The following is a 25,504-nucleotide window of genomic DNA, read 5'->3' as shown; positions in this document are numbered from 1 at the left end:
AACCGAAATTTGCTTAAAACGCTAAAAATGCAATTCAGAACCCAAATACCAATTCAGAAAAGTAATACTTCAATCGATTATCATTCGAAAATACTTTCTATGGGGTCTTGTTTTGCAGAAAATATGGCGGAGAAATTTGATTATTTTAAATTTCAAAACGAAACCAATCCGTTTGGGATTATCTTTAATCCGGTTTCGATAGAGAAATTATTTCGAAGAATTTGCAATCAGGATTTATTTGGAGAAAAAGATGTTTTTTTTCACAACGAACGCTGGCATTCTTTTGAAGTACATTCTGATTTAAGTAATGCCGACCGACAAGAGTTGCTGGAAACACTTAACAAAGCTATTTCAGAAACAAACAAACAACTAAAAGAGGCAACGCATCTCATTATCACTTTTGGAACTTCTTGGATTTATAGAAGTACTGAAAGCAATGAAGTTGTGGCGAATTGCCATAAAGTACCACAAAAACAATTTTTAAAAGAATTGTTATCGGTAGAAATAATCCAGAAAAGCATTCAGAACATAATGGACTTAGTTCAGGCTTTAAATCCGAATATCAACTTCATTTTTACCATTTCTCCTGTCAGACATATTAAAGATGGTTTTGTAGAAAATCAATTGAGTAAATCACATTTGTTTACGGCTTTACACTCCGTTCTGAATACTGAACACTCAAAACGGAACACTGCCTACTTTCCCTCATACGAAATCATGATGGATGAACTTCGTGACTACCGTTTTTATGGAGAAGATATGCTTCATCCCAATCAAATTGCTATTGATTATATCTGGAAGCTTTTCAGCGAGAATTATATTGCTGAAACCGAATTTTCAATAATGAAAGAAGTAGACGAAATCCAGAAAAGTCTTCGTCACAGAAGTTTCAATCCCGAATCAGAACAGCATCAAAAATTCTTAGCAAAACTCCAGCAGAAGATAAATCGATTGGGAGAAAAACTACCACATATTAAATTCTAATCATCTCTACGCACTTAGCGAGCTTTTTTTTAAAGCCACAGATTAAAAAGATTTTAAGGATTAGTATAAATAACCTAGCTTAATTTTAATCTGTGTTAATTCGTGCAATCTGTGAAAAACCAACTCAAAACTTCGCCCCGAAGCGCCTTCGTGGCAAAAACAACAATAAAATTTTAGAATAATTGCGCAGAATTATGTAAATTGTTACTAGTTAAATTTTACATTTTTGTAAGATGTGTAACCCTGCTTTTTTAAGAAGCAATCTAATCTTGTGTTTTATTGGCGTATGAATAAGAAACCTGTTTATTTTCTTAAAAAAACAATTCGTATACTTTTGTGGTGCGTAGGTTCTGTTATCGCACTTTTATTACTGCTGATCATCTTAATTCAGATTCCGTCAATTCAAAATTTCGCCAAGAACAAAGCCGTTTCTTATCTTCATAATAAAATAAAAACAAAGGTTGCATTAGACCATATTTCGATTAAATTCCCAAAAGATGTAGTGCTTGAAGGTTTTTATTTCGAAGACCAGAAAAAAGACACGCTGCTGGCAGGAAAACGTCTAGAAGTAGATGTCGATCTTTTTAAACTGGTGAGCAGCGAACTCGAAATCAATTCGGTTTCTTTAGAGAATACTACAGCCAATATTTCAAGAAACAAAGATGGGGTTTTTAATTTTGATTACATTATAAAAGCATTTGAATCGAAAGAACCCAAAAAAGAAGATCCAGACAGCAAACCTTTTAAAATTTCGGTTGTAAAAGTCAATCTTGATAAAATCAATTTCAATTTTAAAGATGATTATTCGAAAAATGATATTCGCGTAAAACTGACGCACTTTGATACGAAATTCAACAATTTTGATTTGGATAATATGGATTTTAATATTCCGAATATCAATCTTGATGGTTTGAAACTGGTTTTGAATCAAGATGTTGTCGAAAAAATTGCAGTAGTATCGGTAGAGACTGTAGACACCATTTCGAAAAGAAAAGATTTTAAATTAAAACTCGGAAAAATTGCTTTATCAAAAATTGATATTGCATATGACAATAAAGATTCCAGATTAGATTCCGGAATCCGATTAGGAAACTTAAATTTAACAGTAAATGAGATCGATCTTACTAAACAGCTTTTGGATTTTGATACTTTTGAAGTTAAAAATCTTAAAGGAAATTTACGTCTGGGTGCAAAAGATAAGCAGATTCAGGCACCAAGCCTCGACACCGCAGCAATAAAACAAGCAGGTTGGAAGGTAAAACTAAACCAAACCGAACTAAGTGATATTGACTTCAAATTTGATGATATGCAGTCGAAACCAGTTTCAAAAGGAATCGATTACAAACACTTAGACCTTAGCAAATTTAATTTTAAAGCCGAAAAACTCTATTACGGAAACGATACCATTTCTGGAAATATTCAGGCACTCACGGTAAACGAAAAAAGCGGTCTCCAGCTTCAGTCATTAAAAACCAATTTCTTTTACGGCCCTAAAAATGCTTCTTTAGATAATCTGTATTTGAGAACCCCGCAGACATTGGTCAAAGACAAAGTTACAGCCTCATACCAGTCACTTGCTTCGCTTCAGAAAGATTTGGGGAATCTTGCAATCGATGCCAATTTGAAAGAATCTAAAATCGGATTTAAGGATATTCTTTTGTTTGTTCCGAATTTGCAGCAAACCAATCCGTTTAAGGATAATCCGAATGCGATCTTGTATGTTGATAGCCGTGTAAACGGAAAAGTAAAAGACTTGAATATTTCGAGATTTGAAATGAGCGGAATCGGCACGACAAAAGTTTCCCTTTCGGGGAAGATTAAAGGACTTCCAGATGCGCAAAAAGCCTATTATGACCTAGATATCAAGAAGATTTCGAGCACGTCGAAAGACATTAATTCGTTTGTGCCGTCAGGAACAATTCCGAAAAATATTCAATTGCCTTCTCAATTAAATGTAAACGGAAAATTTAAAGGTTCGGTACAGAATTTCAAAACCAACCTAGCCTTAAACAGCAGTTTCGGAAATGCAAAAGTCGATGCGCTATTTGACCAACGAGTTAAAAAAAGAGAAAAATACGATGCCACGGTCAGTTTAACAGATTTTGACCTTGGAAAGGTAATCAAAAACGATTCGATTGGAAAAATTACGCTTAATGCGAAAGTCAAAGGAAACGGATTAGATCCAAAAACGGCAAATGCAGCGATTGATGGTGTAGTACAGAAAGTCGTTTTTAATCGCTATACCTACAGAGATTTAAATTTAAAAGGAAATATCGAAAATGGATCTTTTGCGGTAAAATCGGGAATGAAAGATCCGAATCTTAATTTTGATTTAACGGCCAGCGGCGATACAAAAGACAAATATCCTACTGTAAAACTAAAACTCAATCTGGATATAGCCGATTTAGAAAAATTGAACCTACATGCCGGCCCGATGAAATTGCGCGGGAATGTTGACGCTGATATTGCCAACAGCAACCCCGATTTCTTGAACGGAAAAGTATTTCTGTCCAACATTCAGATTTTGAAAGAGGCAGAACCAATTGTTCTAGACTCGATTCGTGTTTTTGCCTTCGCAGATAAAGACAGCAATTCGATTAAGATTTCGTCTCAATTTTTAAAAGCAGAGGTAAGCGGAAAATACAAGTTGACCACCTTGGCAAATTCGATACAGAAATCGCTTTCCAAATATATTGATCTTCAGAATCCAAAAGTAAATTCAGAAGCAGATGAACAGCGTCTTGCGTTTACGCTAAAGGTAGACAATGATTCAATTTTGTTTAAACTGCTTCCAAAGTTAACAGGTTTAGAACCTTTTACCATAACTGGAAATTACAATAGCCAAACCGACTCTTTGCAGGTTAAAGGAACGATCCCGAGAATCGTATATGCAGACAACACAATTTCTGACGGAAGAATAATTATCGAAGCCAAAGAAAATGCTCTCGAATATCTAGTTTCTGTAGCAGGAATCGAAAGCGGTTCTATGAAAATTCCGTTTACGAGTTTGTCCGGAAATGTTCAGAATAATATTTTGACGTATGCTTTAGAAGTGCAAGATGCCAAAGAAAATCAACAGTATTATATCGCTGGTAATCTGGCGCACGAGAATTCAAAAAACATTTTTAAAATAGATGCCGAGTCTTTTGTTTTAAATTATGAAAAATGGAACATCGACCCTGAAAACGCTGTTGAGTTTGGAGACAAAAGGCTTTACATCAACAAGTTTTATCTGGATAATGCCGGAAATGAACTCAAAATTCAGTCGCAGGGAGATCAGAATAATGCGCCGATGCAGGTTGATTTTGTGAATTTTAAAATAGAAACGATATTAAATATTGTCAAAAAAGACAAATTGCTGATGCAAGGTTTGATCAACGGAAACGCTTTGGTCGAAAATGTCATGACGAACCCAACTTTTACCTCAGATTTAAAAATTGATGATTTTGCTTTTAAAGGCGAAAAAGTGGGTGACCTAGAAATAAAAGTTGATAATAAAACCGCTAATACGCTTGCTGCAGACGTTGTTTTAAGCGACGAAGGAAATGATTTAAAACTTACGGGAGATTATCAACTTGATGCAGGAACTTTTGATTTTGATGTAGACATCAACAAGCTGAATATTAAAAGTATTCAGGGATTTAGCATGGACAATATCGAAGACGGGAGCGGATATTTGTCTGGAAACTTTAAGATTACAGGAAACACTTCTGCACCAAAAATCAATGGTGAACTTAATTTTAACGATGCCGCTTTCAGGGTAACACAGCTCAATTCGTATTTCAAGGTTAAAAACGAGAAAATTTCTTTTAATGAAGGAACAATTTCATTTGATAAATTTTCACTTTTAGACGAAAATGATAATGAATTATTTGTAGACGGAACTATTCAGTCGCCTGATTTTACGAAATTCAATTTTAATTTATTGGTTGAAGCCAACGATTTTAGAGCCATAAATTCAAAAGCCGCAGACAATGATTTGTTTTATGGCGACTTGTTTCTGGATACCAAATTAAACATCAAAGGAGATTTGGATAGCCCTGTAATAGACGGAACCATCAAAATCAATAAAGAAACCAAGTTTTCGGTAGTATTGCCGCAATCAGATCCTTCCATAGCGGATCGTGAGGGAATCGTAGAATTTGTTGATGAAGACAATATGTATCTGAAGCAGACAGTTGAAATGCAAAATACACTCAACCAATCTGAATTGAAAGGAATGAATGTAAATGTTGCCATAACAATAGACAAAGAAGCCGAACTGAATCTGATTATTGATAAAGGAAACGGGGATTATTTAAAACTGAAAGGCGAGGCAGAACTTGTGGGAGGAATCGATCAATCGGGAAAAACTACTTTAACAGGGAAATATGAGTTTAATGAAGGTGCGTACGAAATGAATTTTAACGGTATCAGAAGAAAATTCGATTTGCAGAAAGGCAGTTTTATTACCTGGAATGGTGAGCCGACAATGGCTAATGTAAATATAACGGCGGTTTATAAAGTAAATGCCGCACCAATTGATTTGCTTGGAAATCAGTTATCAGGAAAGGAACAGGCTGAGCAAAACACCTATAAACAAAAATTGCCATTTCAGACGTTACTGAAAATGAATGGGGAATTGATGAAACCAGAAATCTCGTTTGGAATCGTATTGCCAGAAGGAAATTATAATGTTTCTTCAGATGTTGTTGAATTGACACAAACCAAATTGAAACAATTAGAACAAGATCCAGCAGAATTAAACAAGCAGGTTTTTGCCCTTTTGTTATTAAACCGATTTGTGGGTGAAAATCCTTTTGCAAGCGAAAGTGGCGGCGTTAATGCTGAATCTTTTGCAAGACAAAGCGTGAGCAAAATACTTTCGCAGCAATTGAATAATCTGGCTGGGCAGCTTATTTCTGGATTTGAGGTAAATTTCGATTTGGAGTCAACCGAAGATTATACTACAGGAACGATGCAAAACAGAACCGATCTGAATGTAGAAGTTTCTAAAAAGCTGTTGGATGACCGATTAAAAGTAACCGTAGGAAGCAGTTTTGGCGTAGAAGGTGCAGAACGCGCCAATGAAGAAAGTACCAATATTGCCGGAGATGTCGCTCTAGATTATCAATTAACAAAAGACGGTCGATACATTGTTCGTGCTTACAGAAAAAATCAATATCAAGTCGCGGTAGAAGGACAGGTGGTCGAGACAGGTGTCGCTTTTATCATCACGATGAGTTACAACAAATTTAGAGAGCTTTTCCATCGTTCCGAAAAAGAAAAAGAATTGATCCGAGAAGAAAAGCTTCGAAAAGAAAAAGAAAAACAGAAAAAAAAGGAAGAGCAAGAAAAGAAGGAATTGCAGGAAAATCAAATTGAAGGAAATGAGCAAAAAACATAATCAAATAAAAAATCATTTTATAAAGTATTTTGTACTGATGTCCCTGTTTTTTGTTTTCGGATGCAGTAATACAAAATATCTTCCAGAAGGCGATTTGCTTTACACAGGAGGTTCGGTAAAAGTGAAAGATTCTATCATGAAAAAGAAAGATAGAAAAGCGCTTGAAACCGAGCTTAAAGGACTTCTTCGCCCAAAACCAAATAAAACTTTTCTAGGCCTGCGCCCAAAATTATGGTTTTATAATATTGCAGGTGAACCCAAAAAAGAAAAAGGATTTAGACATTGGCTTCGTACTAAAGTCGGAGAAGAACCAGTGCTTTTTAGTAAAGTCGATTTAGATTATAATGCTTCGGTTTTACGAAATTTCGCAGAAAACAGAGGATATTTCAAAACTCGTGTCAGCGCCGATTCTACGGTAAGAAATAAGAGAGTGACTGCAGAATATACCGTTGTTCCAAAAAAACAATACATTATTAAAAGCGTGACTTTTCCGGATGATTCTTTAAAAATGTCAAAAATTATAGCAAGATCCAGCCGACGCAGTTTGTTGAAAGTGGGAAATCCTTATGATTTGGATGTCATAAAAGCAGAAAGAGAACGTATCGATGCTAGACTTAAAGAAAAAGGGTATTATTATTTTAATCCTGATTACCTTTTGGCAAAAGTAGATAGCAGTAAAGGTGATCATGAGGTAAAAATTAGACTCGTTATTAAAGATGAAACGCCAGCAAAAGCGTTAAGGGCTTATACTATAAACAACATTTTTGTGTATCCGAATTATTCTCTGGCAAACGATAGTATGGTTTATAGAAAAAAGAATATTACCCAGTATAAGGATTTTACGATTATTGATACTGCTGAGACTTTTAAACCAAGAGTTTACGACAGAACAATTTATTTCAAAAAAGGAGATTTGTACAACAGAAAAGACCACAATCTGACTTTGAACCGTTTTGTAAATCTCGGAACTTTCAGCTTTGTTAAAAATGAATTTAAGCCATCGGATAGCATCGACAATGCGTTGGATTCGTATTATTACCTAACGCTTTTGCCAAAAAAGTTTATTCGTGTTGAGGTTTTGGGTAAAACGAATTCTGCAAGTTATACGGGTTCTGAAGTAAATTTGAACTGGAATAATAGAAATTTCCTTGGTGGCGCAGAATTGTTTACAGCATCTATTTTTGGAGGAGCCGATTTCCAGTTGGGTGGTGCCAATAAAGGAAAGAATATTTATAGACTTGGAGGGGAAGTCAGTTTGACTTGGCCAAGATTTATTACGCCTTTTAATATTGAAGGCAACAGTGAATATGTACCAAGAACCAAAGTAGCGCTTCGTTATGAATATCAAAAACGAACGCAGTTATATGCACTAAACTCTTTTAATACTTCTTTTGGTTATTTGTGGAAAGAAAATATTCGTAAAGAACATCAATTGAATGTAATCGATGTGACGTATGTAAGTCCGAATCATGTTACGGACGAATATTTAGAAGATATTCAACAAGATCCGGCTTTAGCAAGAGTAATCGAAAAGCAGTTAATTTTCGGGCCAACCTACAATTATACCTACACCAATACCATGCAGAAACGCCGAAAAAATACAATCTATTTTAACGGTGAATTGGATTTGGCAGGAAATATTACTGGTCTAGTAACTGGTGCTGATTATCCGGATAAGGTTAAAACAATATTTGATGTTCCGTTTAGCCAATATGTAAAAATTAAAACCGATTTCAGACATTATCTAAAACTAGGAAAAGAAAGTGAACTCGCCAGCCGATTAATCGTTGGTGCCGGATTTGCTTACGGAAATTCGAACGTGATGCCAACGTCAAAACAATTTGTTGTGGGTGGAACGAATAGTATTCGTGCTTTTAGAGCAAGAACTTTAGGTCCTGGAAGTTATGTGATTCCAGAAACGACAACAAATATTAGTTATACACCAGACCAATCAGCCGATTTGAAATTGGAATTTAATACAGAATACAGAGCCAAACTTTTCAGCGTTGTACGGGGAGCCGTGTTTTTGGATGCCGGTAATATCTGGCTTTTGAATGCCGATCCCAACAAACCAGGAGCTGAAATCTCAAAAGATTTTATGAAAGAGATTGCAGTTGGTGCGGGAGTAGGTCTTCGTTTTGATTTATCTTTCTTAATTCTAAGAACAGATTTGGCTATTCCGCTTAGAAATCCTTCATTGCCTGATGGACAAAGATGGGTTATTGATGATATTAATTTCGGAAGCAGTTCCTGGCGAAAAGACAATTTGATACTGAATATTGCTATTGGCTATCCGTTCTAGGTTTTGTTAGCCACGAATTTCACGAATTTCATCTTTTGCTTATCTTTGATTTCATGACTAAAAATTCGAAGAATTTTTAGTTTAAGTATTCCAAAAAATTAGTGCAATTAGTGAAATTCGTGGCAAAAAAAACTAAAAAAAGAAGTAAATTGGTCTAAAATATTTTAGAGGAATGCAAAACTTAATCAAAAGAATTATTGGTGTTGGCGTAATCGTTTTACTTATTGTTCTGGCTTTTAAATACTGCCAGTTCAAAAAAGACGATGATTCAGGAATCGAGTATAATTCCAATTTAATTCAGCAGCAGATTCTAAATGTTGGAAAATTGGTGGTTACAGAGGGCCATTTTTCTGAAGTTGTGACGTATAAAAACCAGCAGAAATATTTTTTAGACATGATTTCTTTTGAAAAGAAAGCTTTAATTGTCGTAAATGCCAACGTAACTGTTGCCTACGATTTGCATCAAATGAAATACGATATAGACGAAAAAAATAAAACGATTACCATCTTAAACATCCCAAAAGAAGAAATCAAAATCAATCCAGATATCAAGTTTTATGATGTGGAGCAAAGCAAACTGAATCCGTTTACGGGCGACGATTACAATAAAATCAATAAATCGGTAAAAGCAAACTTAGCCAAGAAAATCGAAAAATCTACCCTAAAAACAAATGCTCAAAACCGTTTAATCAGCGAATTGTCAAAGATTTTGATTCTAACCAACTCAATGGGCTGGAAACTGCAATACAACGGAAAAACAATTGAGTCCGAGACTGAGTTAAGTCAGGATTTGAAGCTCTGAGGTTTGCCACAAAGCCGCTAAGACACAAAGTTTTTTGTCACAGATTATGAGGATTTAATCTGATTTTTTTTAAATAAAGATTTTCCCGCAATCTTGTCATTTCGACTGAAAGGAGAAATCACACTCGTATATCTACAAAGATTGGTACTTTTCTTTGCGGAGTTTCTAGTGTGATTTCTCCTTTCAGTCGAAATGACATAAAATGAGGAAAATCTTTGCGTCTTAGTGTCTTAGTGGCAAATTAGGCAAATTATCAAAAATCAAATCCAGCCCACCAGAAATTAAATGTGCAATTTCAGGACGTTTGACTTTCAATTGATCTAAATGAATCAATACTTCCTCTAAAAGCTGTTTTTCATCAGAATCTTTCAGAAGCTCAGCAATTTCAACAGACAATAACCAATCGTTTGAATGATTATTTTTAAGTTTTTCAAAAACGTTTTTAAGTTCTGTTTTAGAAGATTTATTAGTTCTGATTTCACGTACAGTTGCATATAAATGCTCCAATTCATCACGTTCATCAGTATGTTTTGCTTTGATGGTTTTAGTTGACGGAACAATATTAATTAAGTCAAAACTATTAACATCAGCAGGGCCAGAGAAAGCAGAAATCACTTTCTTGCCAATTGCCATATCATAATTACCCCATTCAGGTTCAAACAAAACAGTTTCACCATGAGTAACCGTGCAATTTTTGAAACTAATTAAGATAATTTCTCCATGAAGATTTCTAGAACCCGTAATGATTTCGCCTTCCACAATAATATTGCCTTCAAATTCCAGTGTAATCTTTTCGCCCTCTACAATGCTGTAAGCCTGTAAATCTTTTGGACTCATATCTTCAATGGCGAGATTAAAACCTTTCAGTTTCCCAATCGGACTTCCAAATCCGTGTGGATGTGTTAAAGTTCCGTGTCCGACTAATTCTTTTTCACGGTAAGCCAAAGCCGTTTTTCCAGTGGTCTGAATGTAAACCGGTTTTCCTTCTTCTTCAATAACATTTGTAAAAACTCCTGAAATCTGTAAACCAGTACTCAATTCAATTGTTCCTAAAGCATTTGATTTAATCAGTTTTTTAATTCCCGACAGACCTCCGGTACGTAAAGCCATTTTATTAGCAAATTCTTCCAAAATCAAACTCAAATGAGAAAAAGTCGGCGTTACATAAAGCTGAGGCTGTAACTGTGTAATGTCAAAATTCTGATTGGCTGCCGAAATATCATAAGAGATTTTCTTCACATTATCGGTCATACAATGTGCACTTTCGCCAATTGAAGAAAGTAATCCTGCCCCATAAATTTTCGGATTTTCGACTGTTCCAATTAAACCGTATTCCACTGTCCACCAATGCAGGTTTCGAATTTGAGCCATTTCAGATAATTCGCCCATATCATTCTGTAAATCAGCAACTGCTTTTTCAGCTTCGTCGATTTTTTCCTGTGGCGTATCTTCGGCTTCTTTTAAAATCGAAAGCAGACGAATCGCCTCATACATCTGATAATCTTTATGAGAAGAAATCGCTTTACAGCCAATTTCACCAAAACGTCTTAGATATTCAGCATACTCAGGATTAGCAATAATAGGAGCGTGGCCGGCACCTTCGTGAATGATGTCTGGAGCAGGAGTATATTCAATATGTTCCAATTGTCTAATATCCGAAGCAATCACCAAAACATTATAAGCCTGAAATTCCATAAAAGCATTTGGCGGAATAAATCCGTCAACGGCAACGGCTGCCCATCCGATTTCGCTTAGAATTCGGTTCATGCCATACATACTCGGAATCGAATCAATTTCGATTCCCGTTTTACGTAAACCCTCCAAATAAGAATGATGCGCTACTTTCGAAAGATAATCTACATTTTTACGCATCACATATCGCCAAACCGCCTGATTGATAGGACTGTAGTCACTATAATCTTGAGGTTTGATAAATTGCTGTAAATGCTTAGGCAATCTTTCTAATAACGGATTAGTTTCAATATTTGGATTCATTTCGAAAACGTTGTAGATTAAAATGTAAAATTACGAATTTCAAGTGCTAAAATAATTTTTTTTAGCATAGATTTTTAAAAATAAGATTGTTTTATTGCGCAATCTTTAAATTGTTGGCTTTGTTGTGAAAATCCAATTTTATTTTTCTCTTTATCTGTCAATCTTACTATTTCTCGCAATAAAATAGTTAGTTTTACACTACTTGACATTTAGAATTCATCCATATCATGAACATTTTTTTTATAGTTTTAGCAGTAATCGTTTTGATTTTTTTAGGGGCACGATATTTTCTTTTTAGAATCGGGAAACCTGTAAAATTAGAAGTATCCAACTCTTATTTTCATCATTATAGAAAAAATTTGATTGTTTATTCCCCAATGGGAAATTGGTTTGAGTTAGGCTATTTTGAATCTCAGGCTGATGTTGCTACTTTTTTGCCGATAAGCGAAGATTTCGGAAAAGATAAAAACAATGTTTTCTGGAAAGGAAGAAAACAATTAGTTGATTACGATACGTTTGAAGTTGAGGATTTTTACATCGTTAAAGACAAAAATCATGTTTATAACTTGAACGGCAAAAAGTTTTACGAGTTAGAAATAGTAAATGATGCCGACCCCAAAACGTATGAACTATTAGATGCATCTATTACAGATTACCGACGTCATTTCTGGACCAAAGATGCCTATTCTGTTTATTACAAGAATAAAAAAATCAATGTAGACCCAGCGACTTTTAAGCCTCTAAATAACGCAATTGCTGTTGACGCCGATTTTATTTACGCAATTCTCAGCTATAGAGGAGAAGGCAATGAAATGGTTGAGGTTGATGAGGTTGTTCCAAAACACAAAATGATTGAGGGGGAGATTCAGACGATCAACGAAACCTACGCGAGAATCGGTAATTCGATAGTTTCTGCTTTTACAAAATCTGAATTTGAAATCAACACTTTTGATTTTATAGCAACAACTAAGGAAATTGATTATTGGAACATTATAGTCAATGATGTCTTGATAAACAAAGGGACTATGTATCCCGAAATCGATGCAAAGACTTTTGAAACATTACGATACGATTTTTCAAAAGACAAAAGCGGTGTTTATTACGCTTTCAAAAAAATCGATGGCGTAGACTATTCCAGCTTCGAAATTCTTTCAGATCAATATTCTAAAGACAAGCAGCATGTTTATTTTGAAGATGTTATGTTAGAAGGGGCAAATTCTGAAAAATTTAGATTCTCGTCTCAAAACGGAGTTTGGGAAGATGGAAAAAACCAGTATAAAAACGGGCAAATCATAACCTTGAACTAAACTTCCTGATTCCTGAAATACTCAATTTTATGGCTGAACATATACGCCATATTAGTTGCTCTCATTTTGGCTTCTTCTGTAAGAGGGCCGGCAAACTGCGCATCGATTGTGGTATTAAAAATCTGAATCCAACGATCAAAATGCGTTTTGTCGACAGGTAATTGTTTGTGTGGCGGAAATGGTGTTCCAGAATAAGCGCGCACATCAAACAAGATGGTCTGCCAGAATCCGTACATTTTCTGTAGATGAGGTTCCCAGCGATTTTGAAGTTTGTCATTAAAAATAGGGCCTATAAGGTCGTCTTTACGAACGTTTCCGTAAAAGGTATCAACCATTTGTTTGATGTCTTCTATTGTAGAAATATCTTTGAGTGTTTCCATGTTTTTGTAAATTAAAATGAATTGCAAAAATACAAGATAGTGTGTTTTTTATTTTCTGACATTTATCATGCCTTAAAAAAATAACCAAATCAGTTGGGTGAAATTATTTTTTCAATTCTATTAAATCAGCTTAAATATAAATCTGTCTAAATCTACTTTAATCTCTATGAATCTGCGTGAAAAATTTATAAGCAAAAGGATTTCACGCTCCCGATAGCTATCAGGATTAAAGATTTTAGCAGATCAAATTAGATTTTTATTCTTGAATGAAGCGATTTTATTCTATTTCACCAACAGGCTAACCAATTAATTGCGTAAACAAATCCTGATTATCATTTAGATACTGAAACTCAAAACCATTTTGGGTCATTTTTAATTTAATTGGCATAATGTCTTTTTTGTTTTTCAATTCTAAACCAACAACAACCGAACCTTTTTCTCGGCTGTTTTTCTTGGCAAACTGAAAATAAGTGATATCATCATCCGGACCTAAAATATTATTTACAAATTCCTTTAGAGCTCCGGGACGTTGCGGAAACTGAATCATGAAATAATGCATCAAGCCTTCATAAAGCAAAGAACGTTCTTTGATTTCGGCCGTTCTTTCGATATCGTTGTTACTTCCACTTACAATACAGACTACATTTTTGCCTTTGATTTTATCTTTGTAAAAGTCTAAAGCAGCAATAGTCAAAGCTCCTGCAGGTTCTACCACCATAGCTTCTTCATTATACAATCTTAAAATGGTCGTGCAGACTTTTCCTTCGGGAACCAGAATAATATCTTCCAAATTATAACGGCAGATTTCAAAAGTCTTATCCCCAACTTGTTTTACAGCAGCGCCGTCTACAAATTTGTCGATTGTTTTTAATGGCGTGTTTTTGTTTTCTTCTATTGAAGTTTTCATTGAGGGAGCACCTTTTGGCTCAACACCAATTATTTTAGTGTTTGGACTCAAATGCCTAAAAACTTCAGACAATCCAGAAGCCAGTCCGCCGCCGCCAATGGGTACAAAAACGTAATCGATTGGTTCTTTGTAGTTTTCCAGTATTTCTAATCCAACGGTTCCTTGCCCGGCAATTACTTTTTCATCATCAAAAGGATGTATGAAAGTTTTATGATTTTTGATGGCATCAGCAGTTGCCGAGGCATAAGCATCGTCAAAAGTATCTCCGGTCAAGACAATTTCAACAAACTGTTTTCCGAACAATTGCACTTGTTTTACTTTTTGTTTCGGAGTTGTTTTTGGCATATAAATTTTACCATTTATTTGAAGAAGATTACAAGAATAAGCAACGCCTTGAGCATGATTTCCTGCACTGGCACAAACAATCCCGTTTGCTTTTTCTTTTTCATTTAACGAAGAAATCTTATTGTAAGCGCCTCTGATTTTATACGAACGAACAATCTGTAAATCTTCTCTTTTTAATAAAATAGTCGATTCAAATTCGTCCGAAAGATTCAGATTTTGGGTTAGAGGAGTAGCAGCAACTACATTTTCAAGCTGCTTTTTAGCATTAAGCACTTCGTTAAATAAACTCATATTCTTTTTGTTTTTTGCCACGATTACACGAATTGACACTAATTTTAATTATTTTAAGGAAAAAATAATTCGTGGAAATTTGTGTAATTACTACGTCTGTTCCCTTCGGTCGAGTCGTGGCGACTTTAAATTGTTTTTAAAATAAAAAACCTCCCGATGGGAGGTTCTTATACATTATTTTTACAAACTTATATAACACCTCGCCATTACTGCTGAATTGCAATAATGCTAATAATAGCGATAATAATGTTGTTAAAGTTTTTCATTTTTAGTTTGTTGAGCAACAAATGTATTAATTATTCTTGGAAAGTTCATAACTTTTTCAAGTTTTTACAAATCTCAAAACGGCCCAATACTACAGATTACTATTTTTTAACTGGTGGATATTGAGCTAAAATTTTGCCCACAAACGCAGCAACTTTTTCGTCTTTTTTGTCGACATTTTTAGTCAGAGTACCAATTCCTTCACCCTGCCAAATCATTTCTTTCTTTTTCGCATCGATAAGGTCAATGTAAAGCGTTCCTTCCGTAGAAGTAGAAACAGAAGTCTGATTGCCGTACATCATCCACGGATTCCAACCCCATCCCCAGCCGTAACCCCATCCAGCACTGAATTGGTTTACGTTTACCTGCTCTCTCGATTTGGTGAAAATATTAATCAATAAATCAGGATTATCACTTTTAGTAAATCCTTTAGCCTGCATCTCGTTATCTATAGCATGAAGAATTCTTCTTTTGTCAAGATCAGATATTTCAACCTTATCAATTCCCGGCTTAAAATAAGCATAAGTCTTATAAGGCGCAAAATCTACATTTTTATCGTAATCAGAATAAACAGTAATACTGCTGCAGGAAGCCAGTATTAAAAGCAAAAAGACAGGAATTAATTTTATAGCTCTCATATTTTTATAATTAAGTGTTCTCATATTTAGTTAAAGTAAACTTTCATCCACCAAATTTGGCAAAGTCACTTTTAGTAAAGGCTCAACTTCCATTGCTCTTTTTATGGCAAAAACAGCACCTTCATTTCGAGCCCAGCTTCGTCTTGAAATTCCGTTATTAACGTCCCAGAAAAGCATTGACGCTAAACGTTTTGAAGCCTCATTAGAACCATCAAGAACCATACCAAATCCGCCGTTTATAACCTCTCCCCAGCCAACACCACCACCGTTATGAATAGAAACCCAAGTTGCACCTCTAAAACTGTCTCCAATTACGTTATGAATTGCCATATCGGCTGTAAAACGAGAACCGTCATAAATATTTGAAGTTTCTCTATATGGCGAATCCGTTCCGGAAACATCATGATGATCACGTCCTAAAACCACTGCGCCAATTTCGCCTTTTGCAATCGCCTGATTAAAGGCTTCTGCAATTTTAATTCTTCCTTCGGCATCGGCGTAAAGAATTCTTGCTTGTGAACCTACAACCAGTTTATTTTCCTGTGCACCCTTAATCCATTTGATGTTATCCTGCATTTGCTGCTGAATTTCGTTTGGAGCCGTTTTAGCCATTTCTTCTAAAACATCACAGGCAATTTTATCTGTTTTTAGTAAATCTTCAGGTTTTCCAGAAGTACAAACCCAGCGGAAAGGACCAAATCCGTAATCGAAACACATTGGCCCCATAATATCCTGAACGTAACTCGGATATTTAAAATCGATATTGTTTTCGGCCATTACAGCCGCACCAGCACGAGAAGCTTCTAATAAAAAGGCATTTCCGTAATCGAAGAAATAGGTTCCTTTTGCGGTGTGTTTGTTGATAGCGTCTGCATGACGGCGTAAAGATTCCTGAACTTTTTCTTTAAATAATTCCGGATTTTCAGCCATCATTTTATTGGCATCTTCGAATGAAATTCCAACCGGATAATAACCTCCAGCCCACGGATTATGAAGTGAAGTCTGATCTGAACCTAAATCAATTTTAATATTTTCCTGATCAAAACGTTCCCAAACATCGACTACATTTCCTAAATAAGCAATCGAAACAGTTTCTTTATTCGCTTTCGCCAAAGCTACTCTGGCGACTAGTTCATCTGTAGAAGTTAAGACTTCATTAATCCAACCTTGCTCATGACGAATTTTAGTGATTTTCGGATTTACTTCAGCGCAGACCGTAATACAACCTGCAATATTTCCAGCTTTTGGCTGCGCACCCGACATGCCGCCGAGACCAGAAGTGACAAATAAACTTCCTTCAGGATTTTGTTTTATTTTTCTAAAACCGTTTAAAACCGTTATCGTAGTTCCGTGTACAATTCCCTGCGGGCCAATATACATATAACTTCCCGCTGTCATTTGTCCGTATTGTGAAACTCCAAGCGCGTTCATTTTTTCCCAATCGTCAGGTTTAGAGTAATTCGGAATCACCATTCCGTTAGTTACTACAACCCTTGGAGCTTCTTTATGAGAAGGAAATAATCCCATTGGATGGCCTGAATACATGGTTAATGTCTGTTCATCTGTCATTTCAGATAAGTATTGCATCGTCAATAAATATTGTGCCCAGTTTTGAAAAACCGCGCCATTTCCGCCATACGTAATCAATTCATGAGGATGTTGTGCCACAGCATAATCCAAGTTATTCTGAATCATGTGCATAATCGCTTTTGCCTGCAATGATTTCCCTGGATATTCCTCAATCGGGCGAGCATACATTTTATAATCTGGACGAAGGCGATACATGTAAATACGCCCATATTTCTCTAATTCTTCTGAAAACTCAGGAATTAATTCAGCGTGATGTTTTGGGTCAAAATAACGTAGGGCATTTTTAAGAGCCAGCTTTTTCTCTTCTGCCGAAAGAATCTCTTTTCGTTTCGGAGCATGATTAATTGCTGGATCGTATGTCGTCTTTGGAGGTAATATAGAAGGAATTCCTTGTTGTATTTGTTCTTTGAAAGTCATTTTTTTTAAAGATGCTAAGGTGCTGAGGATCTAAGATGCTAAGATATTGCGGTTAGATTAACAGCAGATTAATTTTTTGTTTTTATAATGTCGCTCCTCTGGAGCTTAAATGTGACAAACGGTTGAATTATTTCTATAAATATTTTGCTCCTCGCGGAGCTTATGAAATGCGCAATTTGCGAAATAAAGATTTAGAGCCTTGCAATCATAAAATGCTAATGAATAATTTAATCTTTATAAAATTTATTAAACTCAGATTGTAAAGCCTTGGAAAGGCGTAATATTTATAGAAAACAATAATCACCCAATACAAAAGCTCCAGCGGAGCGAAATATTAGTCGATGTAATTTGAATTTGGCATTTATTCAAATTGTCTAATCCCCAAATTGTCACATTATATAATAAAAAACTAGGGATAACGGATATCCGGCCTGTGATACGATTTATAAATCGTAATCCTAAATTTTCTTGAACGAATATCCATCTTTAATTTTTAGATTGTTGATTTCAGATTGGAATTTGGAATTTGGCATTTAATAATTGAAATTTGGCATTTAATAATTTGAATTTTAATTATCTAATTGACACATTTTCAAATTGACTAATTAACCTTCTTTCTTATTTCTCCTGTTTTTTTATCATATCCGTACGGACAATGACGACAGCCACTTTTACAGCAGTAGCCGCGTTTTAAATGATGTTTTTCAGTAAAGCATTTATAACCTTCGGGCGTATAGTAAAAATCTTCTCCTTCGATTAATTTATTTTCATTACTTTGCTCTTTCATAAATCTGCTTCGTGTTCTGTTTCGCTAAACTATACATTCAAAAATATAAATATTTGATTGTGATTTTAGTGAAATCGAACAATTCTATAGCTACAAATTTATAAATTTTACAGCCAATGTTTCTGATTGTTGCCAAATATTTAATTCCGAAAGGATATCGAGGGATGGCTGTATTTCCGTTTGTAATTGCAAAATACGATTTTGATAAGACGAATGAAGTTTTTGTTAATCATGAAAAAATCCATTTAAGACAACAATTAGAACTTTTGGTGATTCCGTTTTTTGTGTGGTATTTTTTAGAATATTTAATTCGTTTAATTCAATACAAAAACAGCGCTTTGGCGTATCGAAATATTAGTTTTGAAAGAGAAGCTTACGCTAAAGAAAGAAATTTAAATTATCTGAAAAACCGATCTTTTTTTCAGTTTTTACATTACATCAAATTAAAATGAATTCAGTTTTCAATCAATCTATAAATATTGATTTTCCGAATGCTATTTCGTTGACCATAAAACGTGAAGATTTAATTCATCCGTTTGTTTCGGGAAATAAATTTAGAAAGCTAAAATACAATTTACTTCAGGCGAAAGCCCAAAATAAAGACACTTTGCTGACTTTTGGTGGCGCATTTTCCAATCATATTGCAGCGGTGGCTTATGCAGGAAAAGAGCACGGTTTTAAAACTATCGGAATCATTCGCGGAGACGAATTGTTTGATAAAATCGAAGAAAACCCAACTTTGAAATTTGCTCAGGAAAACGGAATGCAGTTTGAGTTTGTTTCGAGAGAAGAGTACCGATTAAAAAGTGCAGAATCTTTTTTTGAAAAGCTAAAAGACAAGTTCGGCGATTTTTATTTAGTTCCCGAAGGAGGCACAAACGAACTGGCTGTAAAAGGCTGCGAGGAGATTTTAACGGATGACGATTCTGTCTTTAATTACGTATGCTGTGCAGTTGGAACGGGCGGTACGATTTCTGGATTAATCAATAGCGCATTGCCAAATCAGAAGATTTTGGGTTTTCCGGCGTTAAAAGGTGACTTTTTAATCGATGAAATTCGTATTTTTGCAAAAAAAGATAACTGGAATTTAATTTCTGACTATCATTTTGGAGGTTATGGCAAAATAAATTTAGAATTAATTGAATTTATTAATGCTTTTTTTGAAAAAACAAAAGTGCCCTTAGATCCAATTTATACAGGAAAGATGGTTTTTGGCGTTATAGATCTAATCAGCAAAAATTATTTTCCTGCACATTCAAAAATTTTACTCATTCATACCGGCGGATTGCAGGGAATTGATGGAATGAATATAAAATTGAAGCAGAAAAAATTACCAATACTCAAAACAGATGATTAAAAAAATCGTATTGCTCTTTACAGTACTAATTTTGGCAAGTTGTTCATCAAGCAAACCTGCTATCGCAACGACCCAAAAAGCGGCAGCGCAGAAAGCGAGAGTTACTGCAGCTAAGAAACCCGTAAAAACCGTTAAAAGTTATCCTACTACCAACAATACTACTGAGGTTATTCAGTCAACTTCAAAAACGGTTGTCACCAACAGCATAATAACAGATTATGTATTGCAGTATAAAGAAATTGCAATGGGAAATATGAAAACTTATGGGATTCCAGCAAGCATCATTCTAGCTCAGGGAATTTTAGAATCGGGTGCTGGTAGAGGAGATTTAGCAGTAGAAGCCAATAATCATTTCGGTATAAAATGCCACAAAGATTGGTTAGGAGAAAGTGTTCGCCATGATGACGATGCCGCTCAGGAATGTTTCAGAAAGTATCCGCAGGCATCAGAATCGTATAGAGATCATGCCTTGTTTCTGGTGGGTAAAAAAAGATATGAATCGTTGTTTGCTTACGAAAAAGACGATTACAAAGCTTGGGCAAAAGGTTTGCGAGCATGCGGTTACGCCACAGATCCAAATTATCCGGATAAGTTGATCAGCTATATCGAGCGTTACAATCTTCATCAGTACGATTGTCAGGTTACCGGAAAAAATTATACCCCAATCAACACATCGGCTCCAGCAAAAAGTAGTCCATCCAATTCAAATTCAAACGATCCCAATTTATACGAAGTGCAAAAAGGCGATACCTTGTACTCGATTTCAAAGAAATTCAATTTATTGGTTGATGACTTAAAAAGAAAAAATAATTTGACTGACAACGCCATCTCGATAGGACAGAGACTTAGGGTTAAGTAGCTAGTGTTCAGTTTTTAGTGTTCAGTCTGAATTTTTAATAAATGAAGAAGAAAGTCTTAATTGTAGTTTTTATTTTGTCGGTTGGAATAACAACTAGACTTTTTGTTGGAGTTTATGAGCACGATGAATTTGCTGAAACAGATTTTTTCATAAAACATCGACCAACTTGGAAATGGAGATTTTATTCTCCGATAGGAATGTCGGATCTACGAATGGAGGATCTTTCAAAAGAAGAACAAACAGAACAACAATATTTCAATGAGTTTGTAAGAGACCGAGGTTTAAGTCGCTAAATTAAATCTAAAATCTGAACTCTAAAATCTAAAATAAAAAATGTTATATAAAAGAAGTAGTCAGCTTTTTGCTGCAGCAGAAAAAGTAATTCCGGGAGGAGTAAATTCACCAGTAAGAGCATTTAAAGCGGTTGGCGGAACTCCGATTTTTGTAAAAAGTGCCAAAGGTGCTTATTTATATGATGAAGACGGAAATAAATTAATAGATTACATCAACTCTTGGGGGCCAATGGTTTTGGGTCACGCATATCAGCCGGTTGTTGATGCGGTAATCGAAAAAGCAAAACTGGGAACTTCATTTGGAATGCCGACAGAATTGGAAACCGAAATTGCTGCTTTAGCCGTTTCTATGGTTCCGAATATCGATAAAATACGTTTTGTAAATTCAGGTACAGAAGCTTGTATGAGCGCCATTCGCCTAGCTCGAGGATTTACAAAAAGAGATAAAATCATCAAATTTGCAGGTTGCTACCACGGACATTCAGATTCATTTTTGATTCAGGCAGGAAGCGGGGCTGTGACTTTTGGCTCACCAAACAGCCCAGGAGTTACGCAGGGAACAGCAAAAGATACTTTGTTGGCAAAATACAATGATTTAGAAAATGTAAAAACATTAGTTGAAGCCAATAAAGGAGAAATCGCAGCCATTATTATCGAAGCTGTTGCGGGAAATATGGGTTGTATTCCGCCTGCAAAAGGTTTCTTAGAAGGCTTAAGAGAATTATGTACAGCAAACGGAATCTTATTGATTTTTGATGAGGTAATGACAGGCTTCCGTTTAGCTCGTGGTGGCGTTCAGGAATTGTACGGAATTGACGCTGATATTGTAACCTTTGGAAAAGTTATCGGTGGCGGACTTCCAGTGGGAGCTTTTGCGGCTCGCGAAGAAATCATGAATCATTTAGCGCCTCTTGGACCAGTTTACCAAGCAGGAACATTATCTGGAAATCCGTTGGCAATGGCAGCGGGATTGGCGATGCTTCAGGCTTTAGATAATGACAGAGAAATTTTTACTCGTTTAGAAGAAAAAACAGCTTATTTAGAAAAAGGTATTGACCGTGTTCTAAAAGCTAACAATGTTGTCTTTACCATCAATAGAGTAGGTTCTATGATTTCGGTTCACTTTGATGCAGATTCGGTTACAGATTTTCAAACGGCAGCAAAAGGAGATAACGAAACGTTTAAGAAATTCTTTCACGGATTATTACAAGAAGGAGTTTATATCGCGCCATCTGCATACGAAACGTGGTTTATTACAGATGCTTTGACTTATGAAGATCTAGATTTTACGATTAATGCAATTGATAAAGTTTCAAAGACATTTTAAATTGTAAATAGTATATCTTAAGGCTCGCTTTTTTGAAAGTTGAGCCTTTTTTTTATGCTTATATAAATTAGTTAATAAAAAGTTAATACGAATAGGTTTTGCTGTATAATTGTAGGCAAAATTTATTTTTGTTTGTCAAATAATTAACTAAACCCGCAGTAAATGAAGAAATTTTTCATTTTATCAACAATAGCTGCCTTGGCACTATTTCCCTCTCAGCAATTTGCCCAAAGTAAGAAGAAAAAAGACCAGAAAGAAGCTTCTATTGCTCCTTCAGAAAAGAAAACAGAATCCTCCATTAAAGATTACAGCAAAGTTATCACGAAAGATGCTGTTTCAGACGAAGGACTTTTTACGGTTCATAAAGTCGATAAAAAATACTACTTCGAAATTCCAAATAAATACCTGAACAAAGACATGCTTTTGGTCAGCAGAATAGCAAAACTGCCGTCTAATCTGGGTGGAGGTTATGTAAATGCAGGATCAGAAACCAACGAACAATTAATTGTCTGGCAACGCTTTCAGGACAAGATTTTAATCAAGTCAAAATCATTTCATGCTGTTGCAAATGATACGCTGCCAATCAGCATTTCTGTTAAATCGAATAACTACGAACCAACTTTGTTTGCTTTTGACATTGTAGCTTTCAGCAAAGATTCTGCAAATACGGTTATCGATGTTACTAAATTTTACAGTACAGATGTAAAAGCAATAAGCGGTATTTCTGCAGCAATGCGCGAGACTTACAAAGTAAAAGGACTTGACGATTCGAGAACTTTCATTACTGCCATGAAAAGTTTTCCGATGAACATTGAAGTGATTCAGGACATGACGTATAACGCTTCAAAACCATCAATGCTTGAAGATACAGAAACAATAAGCATTCAGATGAACCAATCTATGGTTTTATTGCCTGAAGTTCAGATGAAACCAAGAATTTTTGATCCGCGTGTAGGCTGGTTCACCGTAAGCCAATACGATTACGGAAGCAACGAATTAAAATCGGATCTTAAGACTTATATCCGCCGTTGGAGATTAGAGCCAAAAGACCCAGAAGCATATGCCAAAGGAGAACTGGTTGAGCCAGTAAAACCAATTGTTTATTATTTGGATCCTGCTACACCAGAAAAGCTAAGAAAGTACATCAAACAAGGTGTAGAGGAGTGGCAGAAACCTTTTGAGAGGGCAGGATTTAAAAATGCAATTATAGCAAAAGACGCACCGACAAAAGAAGAAGATCCTGATTTTAGTCCAGAAGATGTACGTTATTCTGTTATTCGCTACGTTGCCAGTACTACCAGAAATGCGGTCGGACCAAGCGTTTCAGACCCTAGAACAGGCGAAATTATCGAGAGTGATGTGATTTGGTATCATAATCATCTGCGTTCGTATAGAAACAGATATTTGCTGGAAACAGGAGCGGCAAATCCGAAGGCGAGAACTTTGCAGACCAGCGATGAAGAAATGGGTGAAATGATGCGAATGGTTATTGCGCATGAAGTAGGTCATGCATTAGGTTTTCCGCACAATATGGGAGCGAGTTGTGCATACGACACCGAAAGTTACAGAAACGGAAAATTTACACAAGAAAATGGTATTTCTGCAAGTATCATGGATTATGCACGTTACAATTACATAGCACAGCCAGGAGATCAAAACATTCGTTTTATCAGAAAGATGGGCGAGTACGATTATTATGCCTTAAATTGGGGCTACAGAGTGATTCCGGAAGCAAAATCTCCTGAAGCAGAAAAAGCGATTTTAGACAAATGGATTTTAGAAAAAGCAGGAAATCCAATTTATAGATTCGGAAAACAAAGCAGTACGTTTGATCCTTCATCACAAACAGAAGATATTGGAAATAATTCGATGAAAGCAAGTTCATACGGACTTAAAAATCTGGAATATGTCGCTGCACATCTTAGCGAGTGGACTAGCGCAGTAACGAATAATTATGAAGATTTAGACGAATTATACAGGGAATTATTAGATGTTTGGGGACGTTATGTAGGACATGTGGTTACTAACGTTGGCGGCGTTTACGAAAATACAAAACGACCGAACCAGAAAGGAAACGTTTATGAAGTGGTGCCAAAATCAAAACAAATTGAAGCGATGAACTGGCTCCAGGCAAATGCCTTTTCTTCTCCAACTTGGATTGTGAATCTAAATAACTTAAAAAATACAGATTATGCCGGTTATACCGAGAAGTTTAGGAATATACAGGTAAGGCATTTGAATAATCTGATGAGCTTGGCGCGTATAGGAAGATTAATGGATAACGAAATTCTAGGTGTAGATACCTATAAGGCTTTAGATTTCTTTAAAGATTTGAGAAAGGGAATTTGGAAAGAAACCGCAGCTGCATCAAATGTAACTATCTACAGAAGAAATCTGCAGCGCGCATATATTGATAGAATGGCCTTTTTAATGACTGAAGAAATGAAGCCAAACGAAAGATTTACGGTTTATTATAACGTTTCGCAGTCAGATCTGAGAGCACTGGTGCGAGGCGAACTAACATCATTAAAAAAATCACTCTCTGTAGCAAAAGCTGGAGCTGTAAATACGGAGACAAAATACCATTACGAAGATTGCATCAAACGAATTGATTTGATCTTGGATCCGAAATAATAGATTATAGATAAAAAAAAGAGGCTGTCCAAAAAGTCGAAGTCAACCTCTGAGAATTGCATAAATGAAATTTCTCTCCAATAGGAGTCCGAATATTTAGTATAAAAAAGAGGCTGTCCTTACTATTTTCGGACAGCCTCTTTTTTGTTTAAATTTTTTCTTTGCGTTCTTTCATTTTATCTCTCATCTTGTCTTTTTTCTCTTCTTGCAGTGTTTTCCATTTGGTATATTGGTCTGTTTTTAAGATTGATTTCATTTTGGCATCATTTGCCGCTGCTTCGTCTTCCATTTGTTTTTTGAAAGCTGCTCTTTCTTCAGCAGTTGGCTTTGTGTTGCTTTCTTTTCGCTCTTTTCTTTCTTCTCTTAATTTTTCAGCCTTAGCACTTCTTTCCGCTAAAAGCTGTTTTACTTGAGCCTGTTGGCTGGCATCCAGAGTCAATTCTGAAGTTAATTTTTGAAGTTGTTTTTCATTGCGCTGTTCTGGAGTTAATTTTTCTCTTCTGTCTTGTGCAAAACCCGCTATTCCAACAAATAACAAAGCAGCAATTAGTAGTTTTTTCATGATGTAAGTTTTTTAATTGTTTATAGGAATTAGACTTTTAAGGGGTTAATTGGTTTAATGAGAATTTCAGAATTATA

Annotated in this window: 18 protein-coding genes; 11 read left to right on the top strand and 7 right to left on the bottom strand. The window is 35.5% G+C overall.

Annotation, left to right across the window (positions count from 1 at the left end; genetic code table 11):
* Nucleotides 1-27 precede the first annotated feature (27 nt).
* The 4 genes from E0W73_RS09685 (at nt 28) to E0W73_RS09665 (ending at nt 9,474) form a co-directional block, all read left to right on the top strand.
* On the top strand, nt 28-984 hold the full coding sequence (locus tag E0W73_RS09685) for a GSCFA domain-containing protein (RefSeq protein ID WP_135221876.1): 957 nt from the start codon (nt 28-30) through the stop codon (nt 982-984).
* 286 nt (nt 985-1,270) lie between these two features.
* Complete coding sequence (locus tag E0W73_RS09675) at nt 1,271-6,370, top strand: translocation/assembly module TamB domain-containing protein (protein WP_135221875.1); 5,100 nt, start codon at nt 1,271-1,273, stop codon at nt 6,368-6,370.
* Nucleotides 6,354-8,672, top strand: a complete 2,319-nt coding sequence (tamL, locus tag E0W73_RS09670) for a translocation and assembly module lipoprotein TamL (RefSeq protein WP_135221874.1) — start codon at nt 6,354-6,356, stop codon at nt 8,670-8,672. Before E0W73_RS09675 ends, tamL begins: the two co-directional genes overlap by 17 nt.
* 172 nt (nt 8,673-8,844) lie before the next feature.
* A complete protein-coding gene (locus tag E0W73_RS09665) occupies nt 8,845-9,474 on the top strand; it encodes a DUF4230 domain-containing protein (protein WP_135221873.1) in 630 nt (209 codons plus the stop codon).
* Nucleotides 9,475-9,696: 222 nt separating this feature from the next.
* Here E0W73_RS09665 and E0W73_RS09660 read toward each other — a convergent pair whose 3' ends face one another.
* Entirely contained in the window at nt 9,697-11,469 is a 1,773-nt protein-coding gene (locus tag E0W73_RS09660; protein ID WP_135221872.1) for an aromatic amino acid hydroxylase, read from the bottom strand.
* 227 nt (nt 11,470-11,696) lie between these two features.
* On the opposite strand from E0W73_RS09660, the gene E0W73_RS09655 reads away from it, so the two are divergent.
* Nucleotides 11,697-12,776, top strand: a complete 1,080-nt coding sequence (locus E0W73_RS09655) for a DKNYY domain-containing protein (protein ID WP_135221871.1) — start codon at nt 11,697-11,699, stop codon at nt 12,774-12,776.
* On the opposite strand, the gene E0W73_RS09650 is transcribed toward E0W73_RS09655, so the two are convergent.
* The 5 genes from E0W73_RS09650 to E0W73_RS09630 all read right to left on the bottom strand — a co-directional run bounded on the left by E0W73_RS09650 (nt 12,773) and on the right by E0W73_RS09630 (nt 18,395).
* On the bottom strand, nt 12,773-13,156 hold the full coding sequence (locus tag E0W73_RS09650) for a group III truncated hemoglobin (protein ID WP_135221870.1): 384 nt from the start codon (nt 13,154-13,156) through the stop codon (nt 12,773-12,775). The genes E0W73_RS09655 and E0W73_RS09650 overlap by 4 nt on opposite strands.
* 298 nt (nt 13,157-13,454) lie before the next feature.
* A complete protein-coding gene (gene ilvA, locus E0W73_RS09645; protein WP_135221869.1) occupies nt 13,455-14,699 on the bottom strand; it encodes a threonine ammonia-lyase IlvA in 1,245 nt (414 codons plus the stop codon).
* Between the two features lie 365 nt (nt 14,700-15,064).
* On the bottom strand, nt 15,065-15,601 hold the full coding sequence (locus tag E0W73_RS09640) for a DUF4136 domain-containing protein (RefSeq protein ID WP_135222011.1): 537 nt from the start codon (nt 15,599-15,601) through the stop codon (nt 15,065-15,067).
* 30 nt (nt 15,602-15,631) lie between these two features.
* The gene (locus E0W73_RS09635) at nt 15,632-17,608 is read right to left on the bottom strand and encodes a urocanate hydratase (protein WP_135221868.1); all 1,977 of its coding nucleotides are present in this window, start codon (nt 17,606-17,608) and stop codon (nt 15,632-15,634) included.
* Nucleotides 17,609-18,209: 601 nt separating this feature from the next.
* On the bottom strand, nt 18,210-18,395 hold the full coding sequence (locus E0W73_RS09630) for a DUF5522 domain-containing protein (protein ID WP_135221867.1): 186 nt from the start codon (nt 18,393-18,395) through the stop codon (nt 18,210-18,212).
* 116 nt (nt 18,396-18,511) lie between these two features.
* On the opposite strand from E0W73_RS09630, the gene E0W73_RS09625 reads away from it, so the two are divergent.
* The 6 genes from E0W73_RS09625 (at nt 18,512) to E0W73_RS09600 (ending at nt 24,865) form a co-directional block, all read left to right on the top strand.
* The gene (locus E0W73_RS09625; RefSeq protein ID WP_135221866.1) at nt 18,512-18,847 is read left to right on the top strand and encodes a hypothetical protein; all 336 of its coding nucleotides are present in this window, start codon (nt 18,512-18,514) and stop codon (nt 18,845-18,847) included.
* Nucleotides 18,844-19,752: a 1-aminocyclopropane-1-carboxylate deaminase/D-cysteine desulfhydrase gene (locus E0W73_RS09620; RefSeq protein WP_135221865.1), complete on the top strand. Its 909-nt coding sequence runs from the start codon at nt 18,844-18,846 to the stop codon at nt 19,750-19,752. Before E0W73_RS09625 ends, E0W73_RS09620 begins: the two co-directional genes overlap by 4 nt.
* The gene (locus E0W73_RS09615; protein ID WP_135221864.1) at nt 19,745-20,611 is read left to right on the top strand and encodes a glucosaminidase domain-containing protein; all 867 of its coding nucleotides are present in this window, start codon (nt 19,745-19,747) and stop codon (nt 20,609-20,611) included. Before E0W73_RS09620 ends, E0W73_RS09615 begins: the two co-directional genes overlap by 8 nt.
* Nucleotides 20,612-20,652: 41 nt before the next feature.
* The gene (locus tag E0W73_RS09610) at nt 20,653-20,904 is read left to right on the top strand and encodes a hypothetical protein (protein WP_135221863.1); all 252 of its coding nucleotides are present in this window, start codon (nt 20,653-20,655) and stop codon (nt 20,902-20,904) included.
* A gap of 40 nt (nt 20,905-20,944) precedes the next feature.
* Nucleotides 20,945-22,231: a glutamate-1-semialdehyde 2,1-aminomutase gene (gene hemL / locus E0W73_RS09605; protein WP_135221862.1), complete on the top strand. Its 1,287-nt coding sequence runs from the start codon at nt 20,945-20,947 to the stop codon at nt 22,229-22,231.
* A 162-nt stretch (nt 22,232-22,393) separates the two neighbouring features.
* Nucleotides 22,394-24,865, top strand: coding sequence for a zinc-dependent metalloprotease (locus E0W73_RS09600; RefSeq protein ID WP_135221861.1), 2,472 nt, complete (start codon nt 22,394-22,396; stop codon nt 24,863-24,865).
* Between the two features lie 148 nt (nt 24,866-25,013).
* Here E0W73_RS09600 and E0W73_RS09595 read toward each other — a convergent pair whose 3' ends face one another.
* Complete coding sequence (locus E0W73_RS09595) at nt 25,014-25,427, bottom strand: hypothetical protein (protein ID WP_135221860.1); 414 nt, start codon at nt 25,425-25,427, stop codon at nt 25,014-25,016.
* Nucleotides 25,428-25,504: the final 77 nt, after the last annotated feature.

Source organism: Flavobacterium foetidum (assembly GCF_004634245.1).
In the GTDB taxonomy this organism is placed as follows: domain Bacteria; phylum Bacteroidota; class Bacteroidia; order Flavobacteriales; family Flavobacteriaceae; genus Flavobacterium; species Flavobacterium foetidum.
Note: the sequence above shows the minus strand (reverse complement) of the source record. Positions and strands in the feature narration are given on the sequence as shown.

Excerpts from the sequence above, each read along its gene's own strand:
- E0W73_RS09685 (WP_135221876.1), top strand. The coding sequence starts at position 28 with ATGCAATTCAGAACCCAAATACCAATTCAGAAAAGTAATACTTCAATC.
- E0W73_RS09675 (WP_135221875.1), top strand. The coding sequence starts at position 1,271 with ATGAATAAGAAACCTGTTTATTTTCTTAAAAAAACAATTCGTATACTT.
- tamL (WP_135221874.1), top strand. The coding sequence starts at position 6,354 with ATGAGCAAAAAACATAATCAAATAAAAAATCATTTTATAAAGTATTTT.
- E0W73_RS09665 (WP_135221873.1), top strand. The coding sequence starts at position 8,845 with ATGCAAAACTTAATCAAAAGAATTATTGGTGTTGGCGTAATCGTTTTA.
- E0W73_RS09660 (WP_135221872.1), bottom strand. The coding sequence starts at position 11,469 with ATGAATCCAAATATTGAAACTAATCCGTTATTAGAAAGATTGCCTAAG.
- E0W73_RS09655 (WP_135221871.1), top strand. The coding sequence starts at position 11,697 with ATGAACATTTTTTTTATAGTTTTAGCAGTAATCGTTTTGATTTTTTTA.
- E0W73_RS09650 (WP_135221870.1), bottom strand. The coding sequence starts at position 13,156 with ATGGAAACACTCAAAGATATTTCTACAATAGAAGACATCAAACAAATG.
- ilvA (WP_135221869.1), bottom strand. The coding sequence starts at position 14,699 with ATGAGTTTATTTAACGAAGTGCTTAATGCTAAAAAGCAGCTTGAAAAT.
- E0W73_RS09640 (WP_135222011.1), bottom strand. The coding sequence starts at position 15,601 with ATGAGAGCTATAAAATTAATTCCTGTCTTTTTGCTTTTAATACTGGCT.
- E0W73_RS09635 (WP_135221868.1), bottom strand. The coding sequence starts at position 17,608 with ATGACTTTCAAAGAACAAATACAACAAGGAATTCCTTCTATATTACCT.
- E0W73_RS09630 (WP_135221867.1), bottom strand. The coding sequence starts at position 18,395 with ATGAAAGAGCAAAGTAATGAAAATAAATTAATCGAAGGAGAAGATTTT.
- E0W73_RS09625 (WP_135221866.1), top strand. The coding sequence starts at position 18,512 with ATGTTTCTGATTGTTGCCAAATATTTAATTCCGAAAGGATATCGAGGG.
- E0W73_RS09620 (WP_135221865.1), top strand. The coding sequence starts at position 18,844 with ATGAATTCAGTTTTCAATCAATCTATAAATATTGATTTTCCGAATGCT.
- E0W73_RS09615 (WP_135221864.1), top strand. The coding sequence starts at position 19,745 with ATGATTAAAAAAATCGTATTGCTCTTTACAGTACTAATTTTGGCAAGT.
- E0W73_RS09610 (WP_135221863.1), top strand. The coding sequence starts at position 20,653 with ATGAAGAAGAAAGTCTTAATTGTAGTTTTTATTTTGTCGGTTGGAATA.
- hemL (WP_135221862.1), top strand. The coding sequence starts at position 20,945 with ATGTTATATAAAAGAAGTAGTCAGCTTTTTGCTGCAGCAGAAAAAGTA.
- E0W73_RS09600 (WP_135221861.1), top strand. The coding sequence starts at position 22,394 with ATGAAGAAATTTTTCATTTTATCAACAATAGCTGCCTTGGCACTATTT.
- E0W73_RS09595 (WP_135221860.1), bottom strand. The coding sequence starts at position 25,427 with ATGAAAAAACTACTAATTGCTGCTTTGTTATTTGTTGGAATAGCGGGT.